Origin of the sequence: Rathayibacter sp. VKM Ac-2760 (genome assembly GCF_009834185.1) — a bacterium.
GTDB lineage: Bacteria > Actinomycetota > Actinomycetes > Actinomycetales > Microbacteriaceae > Rathayibacter.
On sequence record NZ_CP047173.1, the window covers coordinates 764,806 to 785,192 of the forward strand.

Sequence of the window (20,387 nt, forward strand, 5' to 3'; positions counted from 1 at the left end):
GAAGCGGCGCCGTCGATGTCGCTCACCCAGCTGCGTCGCGCCCTGCGCCGCTGGCGGGAGGAGCTGCACGAAGATCCGCTCGCCCAGCGGCACGCCCGCGCCCGCGAGGACCGCGCTGTCTGGGTCACGCCCCACGTCGACGGCATGGCCACACTCTGCGTCCACGGACCGGCACCGGCCGTCTCGGGCGCCTACGACCGGCTGCGCCGCATCGCACGCACGCTCCGCGACGACGGCGACTCGCGCACCCTCCAGCAGTTGAGCGCCGACGCGGCGATCGATCTGCTCTGCGACGGCGACATCGCCGGCACGACTCCGGACGCCGATCACCGGCCCGACCCGACCTTCGTCCCCGGTGTCCGCGCCGAGGTGCGGCTGACGCTCGCCGCGTCGACCGCCGTCGGCCTCGACGACGCGCCCGCGGACCTCGACGGGTACGGACCCGTTCCGGCGGAGATCGCCCGTGAGCTGATCGCCACCGCGGCCTCCTTCACCCGTGTCCTCACCGATCCGGACACCGGCGCCGTCGTCTCCGTCGGCCGCGCCTGGCGCGTCCCGCCGCCGCAGATGCGCCTGCACCTGCGGCTGCGGGATCAGACGTGCCGATTCGCCGGCTGCACCCGCCCGGCCGCGACGAGCGAAGCCGACCACACGATCGAGTGGCGCAACGGCGGCGAGACCTCGCTCGAGAACCTCGTGATGCTCTGCACCAGCCATCACCACCTCCGGCACGGGGACCGGTGGAGCTACGTCAAGGACGACTCCGACGGGACGATCGTGTGGACGACGCCGACCGGACGGCGCGTCAGCGACCGGCCGCCGCCGCTCCCGGGGCGCCCGCCCGACCCGCCGCCGGGGCCGCGATTCGTCGACAGACCGGCGCCGTTCTGACGGTGGTGGATCTCGATACGCGCGCTGTGCGCGCTACTCGATCAGCAAAGGGGAGGGCGCACCTCGATGGCGGTCGAGCAGCCGAGGAGCGGCACGCTCGAGACCCGGGCGCACCACCGCGGGGTTTGGCCGCTCGCGGCCGGGTCCTCATACTGGAACATTGCCCCCAACAGGGAGCGTTCAGCTGCGACAGCGGAGGGTGGAGCGGTGTCGACCGTGCGTGATCGGGCCCCCGTGGCCCGCCGAACCGCCAGCATCCTGCCTCTCGCAGTGGGTGCCGCGGGCCTCGTGGTGAGCCTCGCGCTGGCGATCGTGGCCGCCTCCGTCGCCTCCGCTCCCGTGCGCGTGCTCGGCGTTCCGCTGCCGCTGGTCCGCGGCAGCGCGGTCTGGCTGAGCGTCGCCGGCTACCTGCTGACTCCGCTGCTCGTCTTCCTCGCGACCGGCTGGGACCTCTCCGGCCAGCGCGCGAACTCCCTCCGCGACGCCCGCCGCTTCGTGCCCGACGCGCGCTTCACCCGCGCGCTCTACTGGCTCTCGGGCGCCGCGCTCGTCCTCGGCGCCTGGCACGTCCTCAACATCAGCGTCCCGATCTCCGAGTGGCTGGCATGATCCGGCGGGCGCTCGCGGTCGTGGTCACGACCCTCCTGCTCACCCTCGGGCTCGGGGCGGCGGCGCAGCCCGCGCAGGCGGCCACCGGTCAGGCGGCGACTCAGTCCGCCACCCTCACCGACATCGGCCGCGGCGCCATCGAGGACCTGCGCACCTGCCTCTCCTCCTCCGATGTCCTCAACGTCTACTACCTCGTCGACAGCTCCGGCTCGCTGAACACCGGCGGCGACGACGGTCGCGGCTCCGACCCCGACGTCGCGCGGGCCGGCATCCTCGCGAACAGCCTCCAGGAGCTCGGTGGCCTCCGCGACTCGCTCACCGTCAACTGGGGCGCCGCCTTCTTCAGCCGCGCCTTCGAGCCGGCCGTCGACTGGCGGGCCTGGGCGCAGGAGAGCCCCGACGACCTCGCGACCGTCATCCGCGACAAGACCCCCGGCGGCGGCACCAACTGGCTCGCCGGGCTCCAGGGCGTCCAGTCGGCGCTGCAGAACCAGCCGAGCGCCGGCTCCGCCTGCCAGCTCGTCGTCTGGCTGACCGACGGCGAGATCGATCTCGGCTCGGCGCAGGCCACCGCCGACGCGACCAATGCGCTCTGCGGCGCCCGGATCGACCCCGACGGCGACGAGCCCGGGGGCAACGGCGTGCTCGCGGCGCTGCGCCAGGCCGGCGTCGTCGTCATCGGCACGCTCCTGGCCGACGGTGAGCAGCGCGAGCAGGCCCGGGTGATGTGGCCGCTCGTCGAGGGCAGCGGTGCCTACGGCGGCGGCACCGCCACCTGCGGGCCGGCGACGACGCCCGAGGGCTCGGTCCGCGGCGCCGTGGTGGACGCCTCCGACCCCGACGCGCTCGCCTCCGTCTTCCTCGAGCTCGGCGCCCGCATCGACGGCGGAGCGGCGCAGGCGCTCGACGCCGACGGCGGCTTCTGGATCGACCCGGGCGTCTCCCGGATCCAGGCCGTCGTGCGGGACGGCTGGACGCTGCAGGCGCCCGACTCCTCCGGCCTCGGCACCCTCTCCGCGAGCACCGGAGCCCCCGAGGTCGTCGTCACGCAGTCCTCCGGCGTCGCGCGCCTCGAGATCACCGTCGACCGGCCCGAGCTGCAGGGCCAGTGGACGCTCAGCTCGCCCGGCACCACCGAGGTCTTCGCGTTCAGCGACCTCCGGATCGTCTTCGACGACGCCAACCAGGTGCAGCGCGGCGAGGACGGCACTCTCTCCGCGACCCTGACCGCCCGCGTCCAGGACGCCGACGGCGCCGCGGCCGACCTCTCCGTCTTCGGCCAGGCGGCCTTCCGGGCGACCAGCACCGCGGACGGCGCGACGACCGAGCTGCCCGGCGCCGCGATCGACGAGACGACCGGCGTCATAACGCTCCCGCTGCCCTCCGACGTCACCGCCTCCGAGCTGCTCGTCACCGCCTCGCTCGACCCGCTGACCACCGACGAGCACGCGATCGCGCTCGCCCCGGTGACCACGCAGCAGCGGATCACGACCGTGCTGCCCGCCTCCTTCCCGAGCGTCGCCTCGCCGCTCGTGCTCAGCGAGCTGACCGGTGCCGACGGCCGCGCGGAGGGGACCCTCACCGTCCAGGGCCCGACCGCCGGCGGCGACGGCCAGGTCTGCCTCGCCGCGCTACCGACCGTGACGAGCGACAACGCCGATCGCGCCGACGGCTGGAGCTGGACCTTCACCGAACCCGGTGGAACGGCGCTCGCCCCCGACGACTGCCTCGTCGTCGCGTCCGGGAGCTCCGCCGCGCTGACCGTCACCGCGGAGAACGACACCCCCGCCGACTCCACCGTCTCGGCGACCCTGCCGCTCGACATCCGCACGGGTGACGGCAGCAGTGCGCCGCAGACCGTCGCGCTCTCCTTCCCCTCGACCTTCCCGGTGAACGCCGCCGCGATCGGCCTGGTCGCGCTCGTGCTCCTGCTGCTCGGCGTTCTGCTGCCGCTGCTCGGCCTGTACCTCTTCAACCGGGCGAAGGCGAAGATCGCGATGGAGGGCTCGTTCCAGCGCGGCACCGTCCCGGTCGAGATCACCCCGGAGGGCGTCCGCTCGGCGCTGACCCACGGTCGCCTGGACGAGCGCTTCCGCTACCTCCGCAGCGAGACCGGCGTGCGCGAGCTGCCCGACCCCGAGCTCGGCCGCCTCCGCGCGCACGTCCCGTGGTGGCCGCTGAAGGCGCCGAGCTACCGCGTCGGCCCGCCCGCCGCGGGCGTGATCATCGCCTCCCGCACCGGCACCCGCGGCACCTCCGCCGGGCGACCGCTCGGGAACGGCGGCGTCGAGTTCTCCGCGTTGCCGCTCGACGTCTTCTGGGCGATCGTCGTCTCGGAGCAGGAGCTCGAGCGCCCCCGCGGCGACGAGCCCGTGCGCGCAACGGCGGTGCTCTACCACCGCGTCGACCGCGACGACGAGGGGCAGTACGAGCGCCGGCTCGAGGACCTGCTGCGCGACTCCGGCGAGCCCGCCTGGCACACCGTCGACGTGCTGCGGCGCGAGCGCGCGGCGAAGCGGCCCGAGCGGCGGGAGCCGCCGCAGCCCGCGCCCGCCGCCGCCGAACCGCACGCGTCCGTCCCGCCGCGGGGCGGGAGCACGACAGCAGCACCCCGGCCCTCCGCCCCGCCCGTCCTCACCGCCGCGCCCCGGCGAGGCCGCCCCGCGGACGCAGGAGCTCGCCCGGCCGCCCCGGCGGACCGCCGCCGCCCCGGCCCGGCGGCTCCCGCCGCCCCCGCCGCCCGGCCGCGCGGGCCCCACCCGCCGCCCCGCGGTCGCTGACCGCGACACCGCGTCACGACACCGCCAGACGACACAGCCCCGCCTCACGACACACCGCGCTCCCGCAGAACCACCGCGCGACCAGACGAAAGCAGGACCTCATGCTCAGACCCTTCCTCCTGATCGGAGTCGGCGGCTCCGGCGGCAAGACCCTCCGCGGCATCAAGTACCAGCTCGAGCTCAAGCTCCAGCAGCTCGGCTGGGAGGGCGGCATCCCCGCCGCCTGGCGCTTCCTGCACTTCGACACCCCCACCGTCCAGGACGGCATGGAGTACCAGGCGCCGTTCCTGCCCCGGCAGGACTACCGCGGGCTGGTCAGCACCGCGGCGACCTTCGACATCGTGCACGGCTCGATCACCAGCGCCCACGCGACCAACAACGCCCTGCGCCACGACATCGAGCGCCAGCTGCCCGACCCGACCCTGGTCAAGGTCGACGTGACCAAGGGCGCCGGTCAGTACCGCGCCGTCGGCCGCGCCGTCGCGCTCGCCGCCACCAAGGAGATCGCCCAGGCCGCGCGCCTCGCGATCGGCCGGATGAACGACGCCGAGTCGCTCGCCGAGCTGCAGACCCTCGGCCAGCGCCTGCGCGCCCGCGACGACGGCGGAGACGGCAGCCCGATCGTCATCGTGATCTCCTCGGTCGCCGGCGGCTCGGGGGCCGGCCAGTTCCTCGACATCATCGAGATCATCAAGTCGACCGCGAAGCAGTACCCGTGGTCGAACCAGTTCTTCAGCATGCTCTACGCGCCCGACGTCTTCGATCAGCTCGCCGTCACCGCCGGCATGCCGGGCAACGCGCTCGCCGCGATCTCCGAGACGATGAACGGCTTCTGGACCGACACCCCCTCCGCCGCGACCCTCGAGCTGCTGCGCACCAAGGGCGTCGCCCCCTCCTACGGCGCCGCGATGGACCGCGTCGGCGCCGCGTACCCCTTCATCGTCGGCCGCAGCAACAGCAAGGTCACCTTCGAGGACCAGAACGCCGTCTACGACGCCGTCGCCACCAGCCTCACCGCGTGGATGATCGACGAGCGCGTGCAGGACGACATGATCGCCTACTCCTCCGGCAACTGGCAGGCCCGCTCGGCCGCCAACGTGCTGCCCGACAACTCCGGCCTGATGAGCCCCGGCCGGCACTCGCCGCCCTTCTCCTCGATCGGCTTCGGCCGGGTCACCCTCGGCCGCGAGCGCTTCCTGGAGTACTCGGCCGAGCGCTTCGCCCGCTCGGCGATCGACCGGATGCTGTTCGCCCACGCCGAGGAGGACCCGCAGTTCGAGCGGATGACCGAGAAGGCGCACATCGACAAGTCGGCGGACAGCGAGTACCAGCGCTTCCTCCGCGACCTGCGCCTGAACGAGGAGACCGCCGAGCACAACGACGTCACCGACGCCCTCCGCGATCAGGGCGTCCTCGACGTGATCAAGTCGGAGCTGCAGCGCGGCGCCGACGAGGAGCTGGCCCGCCCCGAGTCGCTCGACCGCCAGGGCGGCACCGACATCACCACCTGGACCGACCGCCTCGTCAACGAGTACACCCGGAACAGCCCGCGGCTGCTGCAGCGCGACCGCGAGGCGCGCCAGCGCCGCCTCGACGACTGGATCCGGACGATGCCCGGCCACATCCTCGAGACGGTCTCCCGCTACGTCGCGCAGGACGGCCTCGCGGTCGTCGTGGCGATGCTGCGCCGCGTCGAGCGGAGCCTCAAGGGCACCGTCGACGCGCTCCAGGTGGACGCCCGCCAGCACGAGGACTGGGTGAACGGCCTCGGCTCCCTCATCGCCGACGAGCTGCGCGCCTCCCCGAACCAGCAGTCGATCCGCCCGGACCAGGAGGCCGTGCAGTTCGCCATCCAGCGGCTCGGCCAGGCGCTCGAGTGGTCGTCGGAGGCGGCGCTCCGCGACTCCGCCTCGGCGCTGCTCGGCGAGCTGCGCGAGACGTTCCTCGTCCTGCTCGCCGAGTTCCTCGACGGCTCCCGCTCCGCGCTCCTCCAGCGGGTCAACGCCCGCAAGACGATCGACGACCGCGAGAACGCCTTCGACTTCTGGCCGAGCCGCGTCGACCGCACCGTCCCGCGCAAGTACACCCCGGCCCCCAACGAGCGGATGCTCGTCGAGCCGGAGCGGTACCCGACCGAGTTCGAGAAGCTGGTCAGCGCGTCGGTCGAGGAGGACGCCAAGTACCAGGACGCCGTCACGACGGTGCTCGCCGACCTGCTCGTGGGTGCCGGCGCCGACGCCGAGGGCTCGACGGGCACCTGGTCGCTGATCGCGAACCCGCGCACCTGGAAGCCGGCCGTCACCGCGGATCCGGCCGTCGCCAACCCCACGCAGCGCGCCGGCTTCGGCCTCGCGACCGACCCGGAGACCTACGTCGCCCGCGCCCGCGCCTGGATGAAGCGCGACGGCACGCCGTTCGCCGCCTACATCGGCGAGGACCTGCTCGGCTTCTTCGACTCCGAGATCCTGCCGCCCGACGTCTTCGCCGCCCGCCGCGACCGCTACCGCGAGCAGCTCCAGGCCGCCCTCGGCGCGAGCGAGCCGCTGGTCAAGCTCAACCCCGCGCTGCTGCGCGAGGTGCACGGCAAGGCGATCAACGAGGACACCTCGCTGGTCTTCAGCTCCATCCCGTTCCGCGCCGGCACCGAGATGTACGAGGTGACCAAGGGCGTGCTCGCCCAGATGGGCGTCTGGGACGACGCGACCAGCGAGTCCTGGTTCCAGGACCAGAAGGTCGACGGCATCGAGGTCTTCGCGATGTCCGGCTTCCCGTACGAGCCCATCGTGATGGACTCCGTGATGGAGCCGATCGCCCGCGGCTGGCTCGCGCAGTCGAACACCCAGGACAGCCGCGAGGCGTTCTGGAAGTTCAAGCGCGCCCGCCTGCTCGGCGAGAGCATCCCCGCGGACCCGACCGTGATCGCGGACATGATCCGCGGCTGGTACGTCGCCAAGGCCCTGAGCCGGCTGGCCGTCGACTCCTCGCAGGGGGAGAAGGGCCCGAAGCTCTCGGTCTGGGACCCGGCCTCGCGCTCCTTCGCCGATTTCCCGCACCCGCTGCTCAGCGAGCGCAACGCCCGCGCCGCCGACTTCCCCGGCGTCGTGCTGCAGTCGCTCGCCATCGCGATGGCGCTCTGCAACGTCGACGGCACCCTCGCACCCCTCGCCGCCTACCGCGTGCTGATGAGCCTCGGGCGCCGCGGCGAGGACACCGAGCTGTCCGAGTGGCTGCAGACCGGCGAGCTGCCGAACGGAGCGCCCGCTCCGGACGCGTCGCGCGCGGGCACCGTCGACGGCGACCTCACCTCGCGCCGCACCGCGGTCCAGGCGTTCCTGAACGCCGAGATCGCGAAGTTCGACAGCGACATCGTGCAGCAGGACGACATGGTCTCGGTCTACGACTACCCGGTGACCTGGGAGATGCGCGAGCAGTTCCGCGAGGCGCTCGTGGGCCTGGTCTCCTCGGTCGGCTCCACCGGTCCGCGCGACTCCGGAGTCTGAGGGTGCCCCAGGAGATCGGGCACGACGGGTTCTGGCCCGACGGCAAGGCGGCGATCGTCCTGCTGCCCAGCGGCACGCAGGGCGAGACCCTGCTCGAGCTGGCGGCGCAGTGGACGAAGACCGGACTGCTCGGCCAGGCGCTCTGGGTGCTGCCCGAGCACGTCACGACCTCGCCCTACGCACCACCGCAGATCGAGGCCGTGGTGCTCGGCGTGGGCGCCGACCTCGAGTCGGTCGCCATCGCCGTCGACCTGTTCGAGGCGCTCGCGGAGGAGCCGCTCGCCCTCGTGCGCCTGGTCACCCTCCGCTCGGCCCTGCCCGAGCGCGAGACCGACGAGGCGCAGGACGCCGTGGCCGACCTCGTCAGCCGCTGGGTGCGCACCTCGATGCCGCTGCCGAACCCGTCGGCGACCCTCGCCGACCAGACCACGGAGCTGCGCCGGGTCACGCTGATCTGCGCGCCGACCGCGTTCCAGCTGCGCGAGCGGGTGGAGGCGCACGAGCACGGCTTCGTCGTCATCGCCTCGCCCGAGGACCGCTCGAGCCCGTGGTCCGGCGACGCCTTCGTCCGCGACGACGAGCGCTTCACCGGCTTCACGCTCACCCACCTGGCGAGTGTCGCCGGGCTGTGGAACGGCGTCACCGACGGCAGCGTCGAGCTGATGAGCCGCGAGTCAGACGGCGGCGACTCCGTCTGGATCTCGCGCGTCTTCCTCAACGCGGTGCTGACCGAGTCGCTCGGCCGCCGCGTCGCCGCCGGCGTGCTCGAGAACGCCGCCCGCCCCGACTCGCTGCTGATCGACCCCAGCGTCAGCCCGCCGCCGCCCGGCACCGCCTACATCGACGACGGCCAGATCGCCGGCTACGTCGACAGCATGGTCGCCGGCGCCCTGCGCCTGGACGGCGGCGCGCTCACCTACGACTCCGCCGGCTCGCTCGACGTGCCGGAGCCCGAGCGGATCGGCTTCTGGGCGCAGATCGGCCGCTTCTTCGCCTTCTCCGCCGGGAAGCTCGTGCAGATCCCGCGCTGGGCCGTGCTCTGGATCACCTCGAGCGCGAACCGCTCGGTGACCCGCGCCCTGCACACCTCCGAGGGCTCGGCCGTCGTCGGGGCCGACTACGACGAGGTGCTGGACGTCCGCGACCGCCTCCTGGTCGCCGACCTCGAGCACCTCCGCGACGACGAGGGCCGCGCCCGCGCCGAGGCCGACGCGCCCGCCGCGATGGCGCACGTCCGCACCACCCCGCAGCTCTGGGCGGGCCTGCGCGAGCTGGTCTTCGGCGCGCTCGACGGCAGCGCCGACCTCCGCGACGCCGGCTTCGCGCCCGTCGAGGGGGCCGTGCCCGTGTTCGGCCGGGTGGGCGACGTGCTCGCGCTGCCGGACGACCCGTGGGTGGCGTCGGGCTACGACGTGCCGCCGGGGTTCCCGGAGCGGGTGGACTGGTATGCGCTGGCGCTCGCGGATCCGCGGGAGAGGCTGCAGAACTGGGTGTCGGCGTCGGAGGCCTCGGCGGCTGCTGCTGTCGCCGCTCCAGCTGCTCCGGTCGTTCCGGAGCCCGAGGCGCCCGTCGCCCCGGAGCCCGAATCCGCCCCCGCCGCCGACTCCTCCGATGCCGCCGCGTTCGCGCCGCCCGCGCAGGAGACGCTCGTCGAGGGCGAGGCCGCCGAGGCGCGTCCCGTCGTGCAGATCGAGGTCCCCGCGGAGGAGGCTCCCGCGCCGGCCGTCTCGCCCGCCGACGCCGAGGCGCGCCGCTCCGGCCGCCTGCAGGCGCTCGGCGAGTACGACCTGTGGGCCGGTCGGCAGAGCTCCTCGTTCGTCTGGCGCTTCCTCGACCGTATCGGCGCCGAGCGCCGCCGCGCCGAGGACGAGGTCGCCTACCTCCGCGGCGAGATCGACGCGATCCGCTCGCAGCGCCCCGGCGTGCTGCTCAGCCTGCGCCGCGAGTTTCACCGCACGCTGCTCGTCGGCTGGGTCACCGTGCTGGCCCTCGCGATCGTGGTCGGCGTCGGCATCTGGTTCGTCAACGACTACGCCTCGCGGCAGGCCGACGGCTCCTTCGATCCCGGGCTGATCACCTCCGTGCTCCTCTGGGTGCTCGTCGGTCTCGCCGGCGCCGGAGTGCTGATCACGCTGGTCTCGCTCGTGCGCTACCACGCCGGCTGGTCGCGCTTCGAGCGGCGGATCCAGCTCGAGCGCACGCGCCTCGCCCACTACGGCCGCAGCGCCCGCCGCGCCCGCGAGGAGGCCGCGCGCCTGCGCTCCGTGCACCGCCAGGCCGTCGAGTGGCTGGTGCTGCTGTCCAAGGCCGTGCACCGCCCCTGGCACGTGCCGCCCGTCTGGACGCAGCACGAGACCTTCGACGTGGAGCGCGGCGCGATGCCGTTCGCCGTGCGCCTCGCGACCGTCAGCGGCGAGGAGACCGCGGCAGTCGCCCGCATGCGCGCCGCGATGACCTCCAAGCTCGTCCGCCGCGGCTGGCGGCACGAGGCCTTCGAGTCGCTCGTGCAGGAGATGGCCGCCGACTACGGAGCCGGCCAGGGCTTCGGCCTCTCGGCGCTCGACGAGGACCTCCCGCACTCGTCGAACCACACCCGCCGCATGCTGCTGCGCGCCCTCGACGACGAGTCGCTGCTCACCCGGATCGCCGCCCCGCGCCTGGCCGACATCGTCGCCTCCGTGCAGCGCGACGAGGAGGCGATCGCCCGCCCGCGCGTCCGCCCGATGGGCACCAACCCCCTGAACGCGCTGCGCCGCCCCGAGGACTTCGACGGCGTCGAGCTCGACGTCCCCTGGGACGACTTCCTGCTCGACTCGCTGACCCGCGCCGACCCGATGACTCCCGTCAGCGCCACCGTGCTGACCGAGCTGCAGGTCGGCGAGCGCTACCACGAGCGGGTGACGAGCTTCCTCGTCGCGCCGTCGCGGCTGCAGGAGCGGCTGCGGTTCGACCCGTCGGCGCCGATCCATGTCGTGCCGTTCGAGGCGTCGACCGGGTCGCCGGTGGATCTCGTGTGGCGGGTGGACGTCGTCGGGCCGGTGCCGCGCGCGGCGATCCGGCTGTGGGACGGGGCGGTGCGGGCCTCGGCGCCCGTCGTCCCGGCCGACGGCGACTCGGGGGTGTAGTCGGTGGTCGGGGCCGCCGCCGCCGCGACCAGGGGCGTCTCGGCGAGCAGGGGCTCCGGCGCGCGCGCGGTGCTGTGCGTCCGGGCGGTGGTGCTGCGCGCAGGCGGCGGCAGGCGCCGTGGTGGGCGTGGATCGTGGCCGCTGTCGTCGCGGCCGCGGCCGCGTTCGCGGTGGTCGGGGTGGGGGAGACTGTCGGAGGGCCGGGGGCTGGGTCGACGGGAGCTGCCGCGGCTCCTGGGTCGGCCGCTCCCGCGACGGCGTCCTCCGCGCCGGTGCTACCGAGCGCGTCACCCTCCGCCGCGTCGTCGCCGGGCGCCGCTGATCCGGCCGCCCTCGCGCTCGCGACCCTCGCCGCGCTGCCCGCGGACGACGGCCGCGCCGACGTCGCCTACGACCGCGACCTCTTCGGCGAGTCCTGGAAGGACGTCGACCGCAACGGCTGCGACACCCGCAACGACATCCTCGGCCGCGACCTGCTCGACCCGGTCTTCAAGCCGGGCACCCGCGACTGCAAGGTGTTGTCCGGAACGCTGGTCGATCCGTACGACGGCGCCGCGGTGTCGTTCGTCTCCGGGAGCGACACCTCCCGGCTCGTGCAGATCGACCACGTCGTCGCCCTCGGCTGGGCCTGGCATCACGGCGCGTGGGCGTGGACGGACGAGCAGCGCCTGCTGTTCGCGAACGACCCGGCGAACCTCGTCGCCGCCTCGGACGACACGAACCAGGCGAAGAGCGACGCGGGGCCGGGGGAGTGGCTGCCGCCGGCCGCGGAGCTGCGCTGCGGGTACGTGGAGCAGTTCGTGGGGGTGCTGGGGGCGTACGGGCTGGCGGTCGGGGCGGAGGACCGGGAGGCGGCGGAGGCGGTGCTGGTCGGGTGCTGATGCGCGCCGCGGCTGTGCCGCCCGCGGTGCCTGCGCGCCGTGCTCGGCTAGCCTGAGCGGCACTATGGCCTTCGACTCGGACGCGGACTGGGACGACCCGGACCCGTTCGACCGGCCGGTTTCCCGTAGGCGCCCCGCCCGCCGCCTGTCGGCCGGCGAGGACCGCGTCACCGCGATCCTGCTGCTCGTCTTCCTGCTGGCAGTCGGTGCCGTTCTGTCCTTCTTCGTCCTGGTCGAGCAGCTGGCGATGGATCGGTGCGGCGGAGCCCCGGGCGAATGCGACTACGAGCTCCTGAGCACCACGACCGTACTCGTCCCCGGAGTCGTCGCGCTGACCTTCCTCGTGACGGTCATCGCACTCGTCCGACCGAACACGTCGCGTCGGATCTGGTGGATCCCCGCGATCGGAATGATCGGCGCGATCCTTACATTCTTGGTCGCCTCGGGTCTCGTCTTCATCGCGGTGCACTGAGCGGCGGAGCGGGTCGCGAGGCTCGTCAGTGGTGACCTCGCGCGGGCCGCCTTCCTCTTCGCTGCGTACTGCCGCAGGGCGCCGCACTTCCAGTCAAGAATGGCGACAACTCTTCACTAAAGAGACACGAGCGTACCTCGCCAATAAAGGGCTTTGATATTCCTACTCTCGGGCTATGCCCGATCTCACTCCCGCAACCCTTTCCCTCGAGTTGGGTGTCTCGCAGAAGCGAATCCGCTCCGTCCTGCGCGAACAATTCGGAACGCTCGATCCGTCGACGACGCGCTGGAGCCTGAGCGAGGAGCAGGCCGACTTCGTTCGCACGCGAATTGCACGGCGTGGGGCGAATGGCACGCGATTCACCCTCGTCGAGGGCGACCAGGTCCTGAGGCGGGCCGTTCACGGGGCGTACGGCGGTCAGCAGCAGGGCGGAATTGCGACTCCAAAGTCCCTCGGCGAGATTTTCATCTTCACTGATCCGGCGAAGGGGGCTCGGTACGGGTACGACCGCTTCGAGGGCCTCCGCGAGGACGGCTCCTACTCCTACACCGGCGAGGGCCAAATCGGCGATCAGACCTTTGTCCGCGGCAATCTGGCTCTTCGTGATGCTGCCGTTCAGAACCGCGTCATCCGGCTCTTCACGGTGCAAGGTACGAGCGTGACCTACATCGGGGCCTTCACCACGGGAACTCCGACCTACCGCTTTGAGACCATCCCCGACACCGAGGGAACGCTGCGACAGGGCATCATCTTCACCCTCGTGCCGATCAGCGCCGACGTCTCGTCACTCCCCGCGTATGGCGGACGCCCGGTGGCGTCAGCGGAAATCTCCGAGTGGACTGCCCCGGAATCATCCGATGTTGTGATCGCGGGTGCGGACCTCAGCCCGATCGAGGAGCGGGTTGTCTCCCGAGTGGAGTTCGAGCTGCAGGCGGCCTTCGGTGAGTGGCTGGCGGAAAACGGGACGCCGCCGAGTCGGCTCACCCTTCCCGTCGGCTCCACCCGGATTGAGCCTGATCTGTACGTGAAGTCCAGCGGCTGGATCGTCGAGGCCAAGAAGTCAACTGCTCGCGCCTATGTGCGCACTGCTATCGGCCAGGTTCTCGATTACGCCCACGTCGCCAATGGCCTCGGCTGGGCGGCGGTGCCCGTCATCCTGCTTCCAGGTCGTCCCGAGTCAGATCTTCTCGAACTCATTGGGCGGCTGGGGATCATCACCGCAATCCGTACGGACGATGGTTTCGACCTCGTCGATCCCTAAGCCGTCAGGAGAGCTACGGCGGGTAGATCGGCGGGTGCCCATTCCAGCGGCGTGAGGTCGGCACGCGTGACCCACAGCATCGAGTCGTGGTCGGTGCTAGACGTAGGACTCTCCGAGGAGAGCGTCGCCCAGAAGCACGACAGCCGGATCACGCGAGTGGAGCCTGCGGTGTCGTCGACGGTCAAGAGTTCGCCCACCTCGATCTCGACGCCGAGCTCCTCGCGTATCTCGCGGGCGAGCGCCTGCTCGTGCGTCTCGCCGACCTCGACCTTGCCGCCCGGGAACTCCCACTTGCCACCGGCATCCTTCTCGGGTCGGCGGCGGCAGGCCAGGATGCGGCCGTCGCTCTCGATGACGGCGGCGACAACCTCGAGGACATCCATCCCTTCATGATGGGGCACCGCACAACGAAGGCTGACTGCCGCCGATCGCCGATTTCCTGCGCCTTTGCCTCGACGGGCCTTCGTTGTGTAGCCAGGTAGTGGGAGGCTCGTTCGTCTGAGCGCGCTTTGACGCCCCCGCCACCCCCGTGTTACGTTCGCTCTCGGACATGTGACTGGTCGTGCAGGCAGGATCCGACGAAACGCGTAAGCAGCGTCGTCGGGTCCTTTTTTTGTGCCCGGACGCCTCCTGACGCGCCGATGACGGCGCGGGGACAGCGACGGAATCAGCGAGAGCACGATGCAGCACAGCGCAGGGAAGCGCGCGTCCCCCACACACCCGAAGGAGTACCGATGAGTACCCAGGACAGCGCGAAGGCGATCCTCGAGCACGTCGGCGGCGCCGGCAACGTCTCGAAGCTGCAGCACTGCTCGACCCGCCTGCGCTTCGCGCTCGCGGACGATCAGAAGGCCGATGTCGATGCCCTTAAGGCGGTGCCCGGCGTGATCGGCGTCGTCATGGGGCCGCAGACGCAGGTCATCGTCGGCAACGGCGTCGCCGAGATGTACGCGGCGGTCGAGAAGCTGCGCGGCGGCACGCAGGCCACAGCACCCAAGGCCAAGCAGCCCCGGTCGCTCAAGCGCCTCGGCGCGACGATCATGGACTTCGTCGTCAGCGTCTTCACGCCGATCATCCCGGCCATCGCCGGCGCCGGTATCTTCAAGTCGTTCCTCGTCCTCGCCTCCGCGGTGGGCTGGCTCGACCCCGCCTCCGACAACTTCAAGCTGCTGTCCGCCATCCCGGACGCGGTGTTCGGCTTCCTGCCGCTCCTCGTCGCGTACACGAGCGCCAAGAAGCTCGACGTGAACCGGCCGCTCGCCCTTGGGCTCGTCGGGGTGCTGGTCTTCCCGGCCTTCACCACGCTGCTCAACCAGGAGGGCGGGGTCGCCCTCTTCGGCATTCCGGTGCCGGTGATCGCCTACAACGCGCAGGTGTTCCCGGCGATCCTCGCGGTCCTCCTCCTCTCGGTCGTCGAGCGTTTCTTCACCAAGCACTCGTGGGGCCCGATCCGCACCTTCTACGTGCCGCTGATGTGCCTCGTCATCGTCGCGCCGGCCACGATCTTCCTGCTCGGCCCGCTCGGCTACTGGCTCGGCTCGATGCTCACCGGCGCCCTGATCGGCCTCTACGGCGCGCTCGGCTGGGTGGCCGTCGCGCTGCTCGCCGGCGTGCTGCCGCTGATCATCTCGGTCGGCATGCACAAGGCGTTCATCCCGCCGACCATCGCGACGATGGCCAGCGCGGGCAAGGACACCTTCTACCTCGCCTCCTCGCTCGCCCACAACGCGGCGGAGGCCGGCTCCAGCCTCGCGATCGCCCTGCGCACCAAGAGTGCGGCGCTCCGCGCGACCGCCTTCTCCGGCGGGCTCTCCGCCCTCTTCGGCATCACCGAGCCCGCTCTCTACGGCGTCACCCTGCAGAACAAGCGCGCCCTCATCTCCGTCATCTCGGGCAGCGTCGTCGGCGGCGCCTACATCGGCGCCACCCAGGTCGCCGCGTTCGCGCTGGTCAGCCCGGGCGTCGCGAGCATCTCGATGTTCATCGACGGGCTCAACCCCTGGAACCTGCTCAACGCGGTGATCGGCCTGCTGATCTCGGTCGCCGTGTCGTTCGTCGTCTCGTTCATCATCTGGCGCGACGACGCCTCCGCCAGCGTCCAGGCCCTCGGCGACGTGGTCGCGAAGGACGCCGCAGACACGACCGCGCTCATCGCCCCGCTCAGCGGCGACGTGATCCCGCTCAGCGAGGTCAACGACCCCGTGTTCTCCGCCGGCGTCCTCGGCGAGGGCATCGCGATCCGCCCGGCCGACGGCGTCGTCCGCTCGCCGTTCGCCGGGACGGTCATCGCCGTCCTCAGCTCCAAGCACGCGATCGGCCTGCGCCGCGACGACGGGGTCGAGGTCCTGATCCACGTCGGCCTCGACACCGTCCAGCTCGACGGCGCGCCCTTCGACGTGCACGTCGCCGTCGACGAGCGCGTCGAGGCGGGGCAGCTGCTGCTCACCGCCGACCTCGCGGCCATCACCGCCGCCGGCTACGACACCACCACCCCGGTGCTGATCACCAACTCGGCCGAGTACACCGTGCTCATCGAGGCCGCCGACCGCGTGTCGGCGGGCGATGCGATCATCACCGTCACCCAGAAAGAGAAGGAGCTCGCCGATGGCGCTGCCTGAGGGATTCCGTTGGGGCGGTGCACTCGCCGCCAACCAGGTCGAGGGCGCGTGGCGCGAGGGCGGGCGCGGGCCGGCCGTCAGTGACGTCGCCTCCTACAAGCCGAAGGCCGACCCCAAGGAGTACGCGATCCACCATCAGAACACGGTGGCGAGCATCACCGCGGCGATGGCGGACGACGACACCGAGTACTACCCCAAGCGCCGCGGCATCGACTTCTACCACCGCTATCCCGGCGACCTGGCGCTCTTCGCGGAGATGGGCTTCACCACACTCCGCGTCTCGATCGCGTGGACCCGGCTCTACCCGACGGGGGAGGAGGCGGAGCCGCTCGAGGAGGGCATCGCCTACTACCTCGCGCTCTTCACCGAGATGCGGCGCCTGGGCATCGAGCCGCTGGTCACCCTCTCGCACTACGACCCGCCGCTCGCCCTGGCCCTGAAGCACAACGCCTGGGTCGAGCGCCGCACGATCGAGCTGTTCGAGCGCTTCGCCCGCACCTGCTTCGAGCGCTTCGGCCACCTCGTCGACATGTGGCTGTCGTTCAACGAGATCGACGGGATCATCCGCCACCCGTTCACCTCGGGCGGCATCATCGAGGAGACCGTCGAGGGCAGCGTCGAGCAGGCCTGCTACACGGCGCTGCACCACCAGTTCGTCGCGTCGGCGTCGGTCACGAAGACGCTGCACGAGCTCTGGCCCGAGGCGCGGATGGGCTGCATGCTCACGATGCTGACGACCTACCCGAACACCTGCCACCCCGACGACGTCGCAGCCACGCAGGCCAAGGAGCGGATGCTCTACCTCTGCACCGACGTCCAGGCCGGCGGCGCCTACCCGCGCCTCGCCCTGCGCGCGCTCGCTGCGCGCGGCGTCGAGATCCCGTTCGCGGAGGGCGACGCCGAGCTGCTGCGCGAGCACCCGGTCGACTTCATCTCGTTCAGCTACTACATGTCGATGACGGAGTCGGTGCGCCCGGACGCCGAGCGCACCCCCGGCAACACGGTGCTCGGGGTGAAGAACCCGTTCCTCGAGTCGAGCGAGTGGGGCTGGCAGATCGACCCGGTCGGCCTGCGGATCTCGCTGATCGACCTCTACGACCGCTACGGCAAGCCGCTGTTCATCGTCGAGAACGGGCTCGGGATGCGGGACGAGCTCGTCCCGTCGGACTCTGCTCTCGGGGACAATGAGGGGGAGGATCCCCGCATCCACGACCCCTATCGGATCGACTACTTCCGCGCGCACTTCGAGCAGATGATCCAGGCGGTGGACGAGGGTGTGGAGCTCCTCGGCTACGTGAGCTGGGCGCCGATCGACCTGATCAGCGCCTCCAGCTCGCAGATCTCGAAGCGCTACGGGTTCGTCTACGTCGATATGGACGACCTCGGCCACGGCAGCACGAACCGGTACCGGAAGGACTCCTTCTACTGGTACCAGCGGGTCATCGCGTCCAACGGCGCCGACCTGGGATGACCCTCCTCGCTCCACCCGCCCGCCGGGCAGCGCAGACGCCGTCGACGGAGACACGCATGCAGACCATCAAGAAGGTGCTCAACTCGAGCGTCGTGCTCGTCGTCGACGAGCGCGGCGCCGAGCGGGTGCTGCTCGGCAAGGGCATCGGCTTCGGTGCCAAGGCGGGCGAGGTGATCGAGGCGTCGGCGGTGGACCAGGTGTTCGTCGCGCTCGACGACGCCGACCAGCGGAACCTGGTCGAGCTGCTGGCGCAGATCCCGCCGGAGTTCGTCGAGCTGACCCGCGCGGTCGTCGCCGACGCGGAGGAGCAGGGGCTGAAGCTCGACCCGCACGTCTACCTCGCGCTGACCGACCACCTGCACTTCGCGGTGGAGCGGCAGCGGCGCGGCCTCGCGGTCGCGAACCGGCTGGCCTGGGAGATGCGCTCGGTGTACCCGGTGCAGTACGCGGTGGGGGAGCGGGCGGTCGCGGCGATGCGCGCGCGGCTGGGCGTGGACGTGCCGGACGACGAGGCGGCGAACGTGGCCTTCCACCTCGCCAACGCGGAGCTCGGCAAGGTCGGCATCGACTCGCTGCGGATCGTGCAGCTCATCCGCTCGGTGACGGCGATCATCCAGCACGCGAGCGGAGCCGCGCTGGACCGCGAGGACCTGCGCTCGGCGCGCTTCGTGGCGCACCTGCAGTACTTCGCCGAGCGGTTCTTCTCGGGCGGGCTGCTGGTCAGCTCGGACGACTTCCTCTTCACGAGCCTGAGCACGCGGTATCCGCGGGCGGTCGCGTCGGCGGAGCGGGTCCGCGCGTTCGTGCGGGCGGAGTACGGTGCGGAGCTGCCGAACGAGGAGGTGGCGTTCCTGGCGCTGCACATCGCGCGGGCGGCGCCGGAGTAGGGCGCGTTCCAACCGTTCATTCACGTTCAGTAGAGAGAGCACCATGACCCGCGGCACCGTCCACTTCGTCCGGCACGCCCAGACGCTGTTCAACGTCAACGGCCAGCTGCAGGGCTGGTGCGACTCGCCGCTGACCGCGCGGGGCGAGCGGCAGATCGCGGCCCTCGGCGAGCGGATGCGCGGGGTGCCGCTGGTCGCGGCGTTCCTGAGCGACCTCACCCGGACCCGGACCACGGCCGCGGCGGCGCTCGTGGGGCACCCGTCGATCGAGTCGGTGCCGACGCCGACGCTGCGGGAGTGGCACTTCGGCGGCTTCGAGGGGCAGCCGAACGCGTCGCTCTGGGAGCCCGTCTTCGCCGACCACGGCTACTCCTACGTCCCCGCCTCGGCGGACTGGCCGCGGATGACCGACGCGGGCCTGGACAGCGTCATCGACGCGATCCACCGGCACGACCCCTCCGGCCGCGCGGACACGGCCGCGTCGGTGCGGGAGCGCGTCGAGGCGGCGCTCGCGCTGATCCTGCCGGCGGCCGAGCACGGCGACGTGCTCGTCGTCACCCACGGCACGGTGCTCGGCAGCCTCCTGCGCGCCATCGACCCCGCGCACCGCCCGCGCGCGGGTTTCCCGAACTGCGGCATCGTCCCGGTGACCGGCGGCGTGATCGGCCCGATCGACGCGAGCTGCGCAGTCGACTGACGGCGGGCAGGCGCCGCGCCCGTCAGTCCTTCAGGGGGTCGTTGCCCCAGTTCATCAGCGAGTAGCGCCACTTCGTCTCCGTGACGTCGCCCGAGGGGCGCTGCTTCGAGTGGCGGGCGACGTATGCGGTGACCTTCTTCATGTGGTCGTAGTCCGAGTCGCTCAGGTCGGCCTGCTTGGTGCCGAGGATGTCGATGATGCGTCGGCCGCTGTGGTGGCCGGTCGACTCGCCTCCGCTCGCCGGCTTCTGCCCCACCTCCTTCGACTCGTCCTTCTCGAGCCACGCCTCGAGCTGCTTCGCCGTCATGTTCACGGCGTCGTGGAACTCGTCGCGGATGCGGTGCCTGTCGTCGTCGCTCATCGTGTCGTCGCTCATAGTGCTCTCTCCTCGGGTCGGTACCCCTCCACTTCGAGACCGCTCGGGCCGCGAGGTCAAGCCCCGTGCCAACCGGTCGGGCGCGCGTACCGTCGAGTGGACCGCATTCGCGAGATCCCCCAGCAGAGAAGAGGCAGTCATGCCCTCACGCAACACCCTCGTCCGCAGCCTCCACGACCTCGGTGCCGCCGCCTGGTTCGGCGGTTCCCTGATGGGCGCCGTCGGCCTGAACGGCGCCGCGTCCACCTCCTCCGACCCGTCGGAGCGCCTCCGCCTCGCCGCGAAAGGCTGGGCCCGCTGGACCCCCGTGCAGCTCGCGGCGATCGCGGCCCACGGCGTCGGCGGCATCGGCCTCATCGTCGCGAACCGCACCCGCCTGCAGCACCAGCAGGAGAGCCGCACCAACACCGTCGTGAAGACGATCGTCACCGGTCTCGCGGGCGCCGCCTCCGTCACCGCCGCGATCGCCGGCGCCACGCAGGCCAAGCACGCCGACGAGGGCGCGAAGGGCGTCACCGAGGCCTCGCCGAGCAACTCCGACGAGCTGACCACGGCACTGCGCGTCCAGAAGGTCACCCAGTGGGCGATCCCCGTGCTGACCGCCGTCATGATCATCCTCGGCGCCCAGCAGGGCGAGCAGCAGCGCCCGGTCGCCGGCCTGTTCGAGACGACCGCGCGGATGTTCCGCAAGTAGCCGCCGCGCGTCGCCGTCACGCGCCGCAACGATCGGCCTCGCGGCGTCACGCGCCTTCCGTCCCGCCTCCGCCCGGACCACCCTGGACGGAGGCGGGCTGCGCGCCCCGAGTGCCCTCCCCGCCG

The 20,387-nt window shown here is 72.0% G+C and carries 15 protein-coding genes; 13 read left to right on the forward strand and 2 right to left on the reverse strand.

Annotation, left to right across the window (positions count from 1 at the left end; translation table 11 throughout):
* The first annotated feature begins 15 nt into the window (after positions 1–15).
* The 8 genes from GSU72_RS03450 (at position 16) to GSU72_RS03485 (ending at position 13,519) form a co-directional block, all read left to right on the forward strand.
* The gene (locus GSU72_RS03450) at positions 16–891 is read left to right on the forward strand and encodes an HNH endonuclease signature motif containing protein (protein ID WP_159983745.1); all 876 of its coding nucleotides are present in this window, start codon (positions 16–18) and stop codon (positions 889–891) included.
* 234 nt (positions 892–1,125) lie between these two features.
* The gene (locus tag GSU72_RS03455; protein ID WP_159983747.1) at positions 1,126–1,500 is read left to right on the forward strand and encodes a hypothetical protein; all 375 of its coding nucleotides are present in this window, start codon (positions 1,126–1,128) and stop codon (positions 1,498–1,500) included.
* Positions 1,488–4,280 carry a hypothetical protein gene (locus GSU72_RS03460; RefSeq protein WP_159983749.1) on the forward strand — a complete coding sequence of 931 codons (2,793 nt, stop codon included), beginning with the start codon at positions 1,488–1,490 and terminating at the stop codon, positions 4,278–4,280. The genes GSU72_RS03455 and GSU72_RS03460 overlap by 13 nt, the downstream gene beginning before the upstream one ends.
* Positions 4,281–4,381: 101 nt before the next feature.
* Positions 4,382–7,780, forward strand: coding sequence for a tubulin-like doman-containing protein (locus GSU72_RS03465; RefSeq protein ID WP_159983751.1), 3,399 nt, complete (start codon positions 4,382–4,384; stop codon positions 7,778–7,780).
* 2 nt (positions 7,781–7,782) lie between these two features.
* Entirely contained in the window at positions 7,783–10,905 is a 3,123-nt protein-coding gene (locus GSU72_RS03470) for a hypothetical protein (protein WP_159983753.1), read from the forward strand.
* 272 nt (positions 10,906–11,177) lie between these two features.
* The gene (locus GSU72_RS03475) at positions 11,178–11,786 is read left to right on the forward strand and encodes an HNH endonuclease family protein (RefSeq protein WP_159983755.1); all 609 of its coding nucleotides are present in this window, start codon (positions 11,178–11,180) and stop codon (positions 11,784–11,786) included.
* 64 nt (positions 11,787–11,850) lie between these two features.
* Complete coding sequence (locus GSU72_RS03480; protein WP_159983757.1) at positions 11,851–12,258, forward strand: hypothetical protein; 408 nt, start codon at positions 11,851–11,853, stop codon at positions 12,256–12,258.
* A 175-nt stretch (positions 12,259–12,433) separates the two neighbouring features.
* Positions 12,434–13,519 (forward strand): hypothetical protein, encoded by a 1,086-nt coding sequence (locus GSU72_RS03485; RefSeq protein ID WP_159983759.1) that lies wholly within the window; start codon positions 12,434–12,436, stop codon positions 13,517–13,519.
* Here the strand turns inward: GSU72_RS03485 and GSU72_RS03490 are convergent.
* Positions 13,516–13,902, reverse strand: coding sequence for a (deoxy)nucleoside triphosphate pyrophosphohydrolase (locus GSU72_RS03490; protein ID WP_159983761.1), 387 nt, complete (start codon positions 13,900–13,902; stop codon positions 13,516–13,518). The two genes, GSU72_RS03485 and GSU72_RS03490, sit on opposite strands and share 4 nt — an antisense overlap.
* Before the next feature lie 351 nt (positions 13,903–14,253).
* Between GSU72_RS03490 and GSU72_RS03495 the strand changes: the two genes are divergently transcribed.
* From GSU72_RS03495 to GSU72_RS03510, 4 genes are read left to right on the forward strand one after another with little or no spacing between them, the layout of a single operon-like run.
* Positions 14,254–16,137 (forward strand): beta-glucoside-specific PTS transporter subunit IIABC, encoded by a 1,884-nt coding sequence (locus tag GSU72_RS03495; protein ID WP_159983763.1) that lies wholly within the window; start codon positions 14,254–14,256, stop codon positions 16,135–16,137.
* Entirely contained in the window at positions 16,124–17,608 is a 1,485-nt protein-coding gene (locus tag GSU72_RS03500) for a family 1 glycosylhydrolase (RefSeq protein ID WP_159983765.1), read from the forward strand. Before GSU72_RS03495 ends, GSU72_RS03500 begins: the two co-directional genes overlap by 14 nt.
* Before the next feature lie 56 nt (positions 17,609–17,664).
* A complete protein-coding gene (locus GSU72_RS03505; protein ID WP_159983767.1) occupies positions 17,665–18,495 on the forward strand; it encodes a PRD domain-containing protein in 831 nt (276 codons plus the stop codon).
* 43 nt (positions 18,496–18,538) lie between these two features.
* Complete coding sequence (locus tag GSU72_RS03510; RefSeq protein WP_159983769.1) at positions 18,539–19,192, forward strand: histidine phosphatase family protein; 654 nt, start codon at positions 18,539–18,541, stop codon at positions 19,190–19,192.
* A 22-nt stretch (positions 19,193–19,214) separates the two neighbouring features.
* On the opposite strand, the gene GSU72_RS03515 is transcribed toward GSU72_RS03510, so the two are convergent.
* Positions 19,215–19,568 carry a DUF3140 domain-containing protein gene (locus GSU72_RS03515; protein WP_244255953.1) on the reverse strand — a complete coding sequence of 118 codons (354 nt, stop codon included), beginning with the start codon at positions 19,566–19,568 and terminating at the stop codon, positions 19,215–19,217.
* A gap of 139 nt (positions 19,569–19,707) precedes the next feature.
* Between GSU72_RS03515 and GSU72_RS03520 the strand changes: the two genes are divergently transcribed.
* A complete protein-coding gene (locus GSU72_RS03520) occupies positions 19,708–20,262 on the forward strand; it encodes a hypothetical protein (RefSeq protein ID WP_159983771.1) in 555 nt (184 codons plus the stop codon).
* Positions 20,263–20,387: the final 125 nt, after the last annotated feature.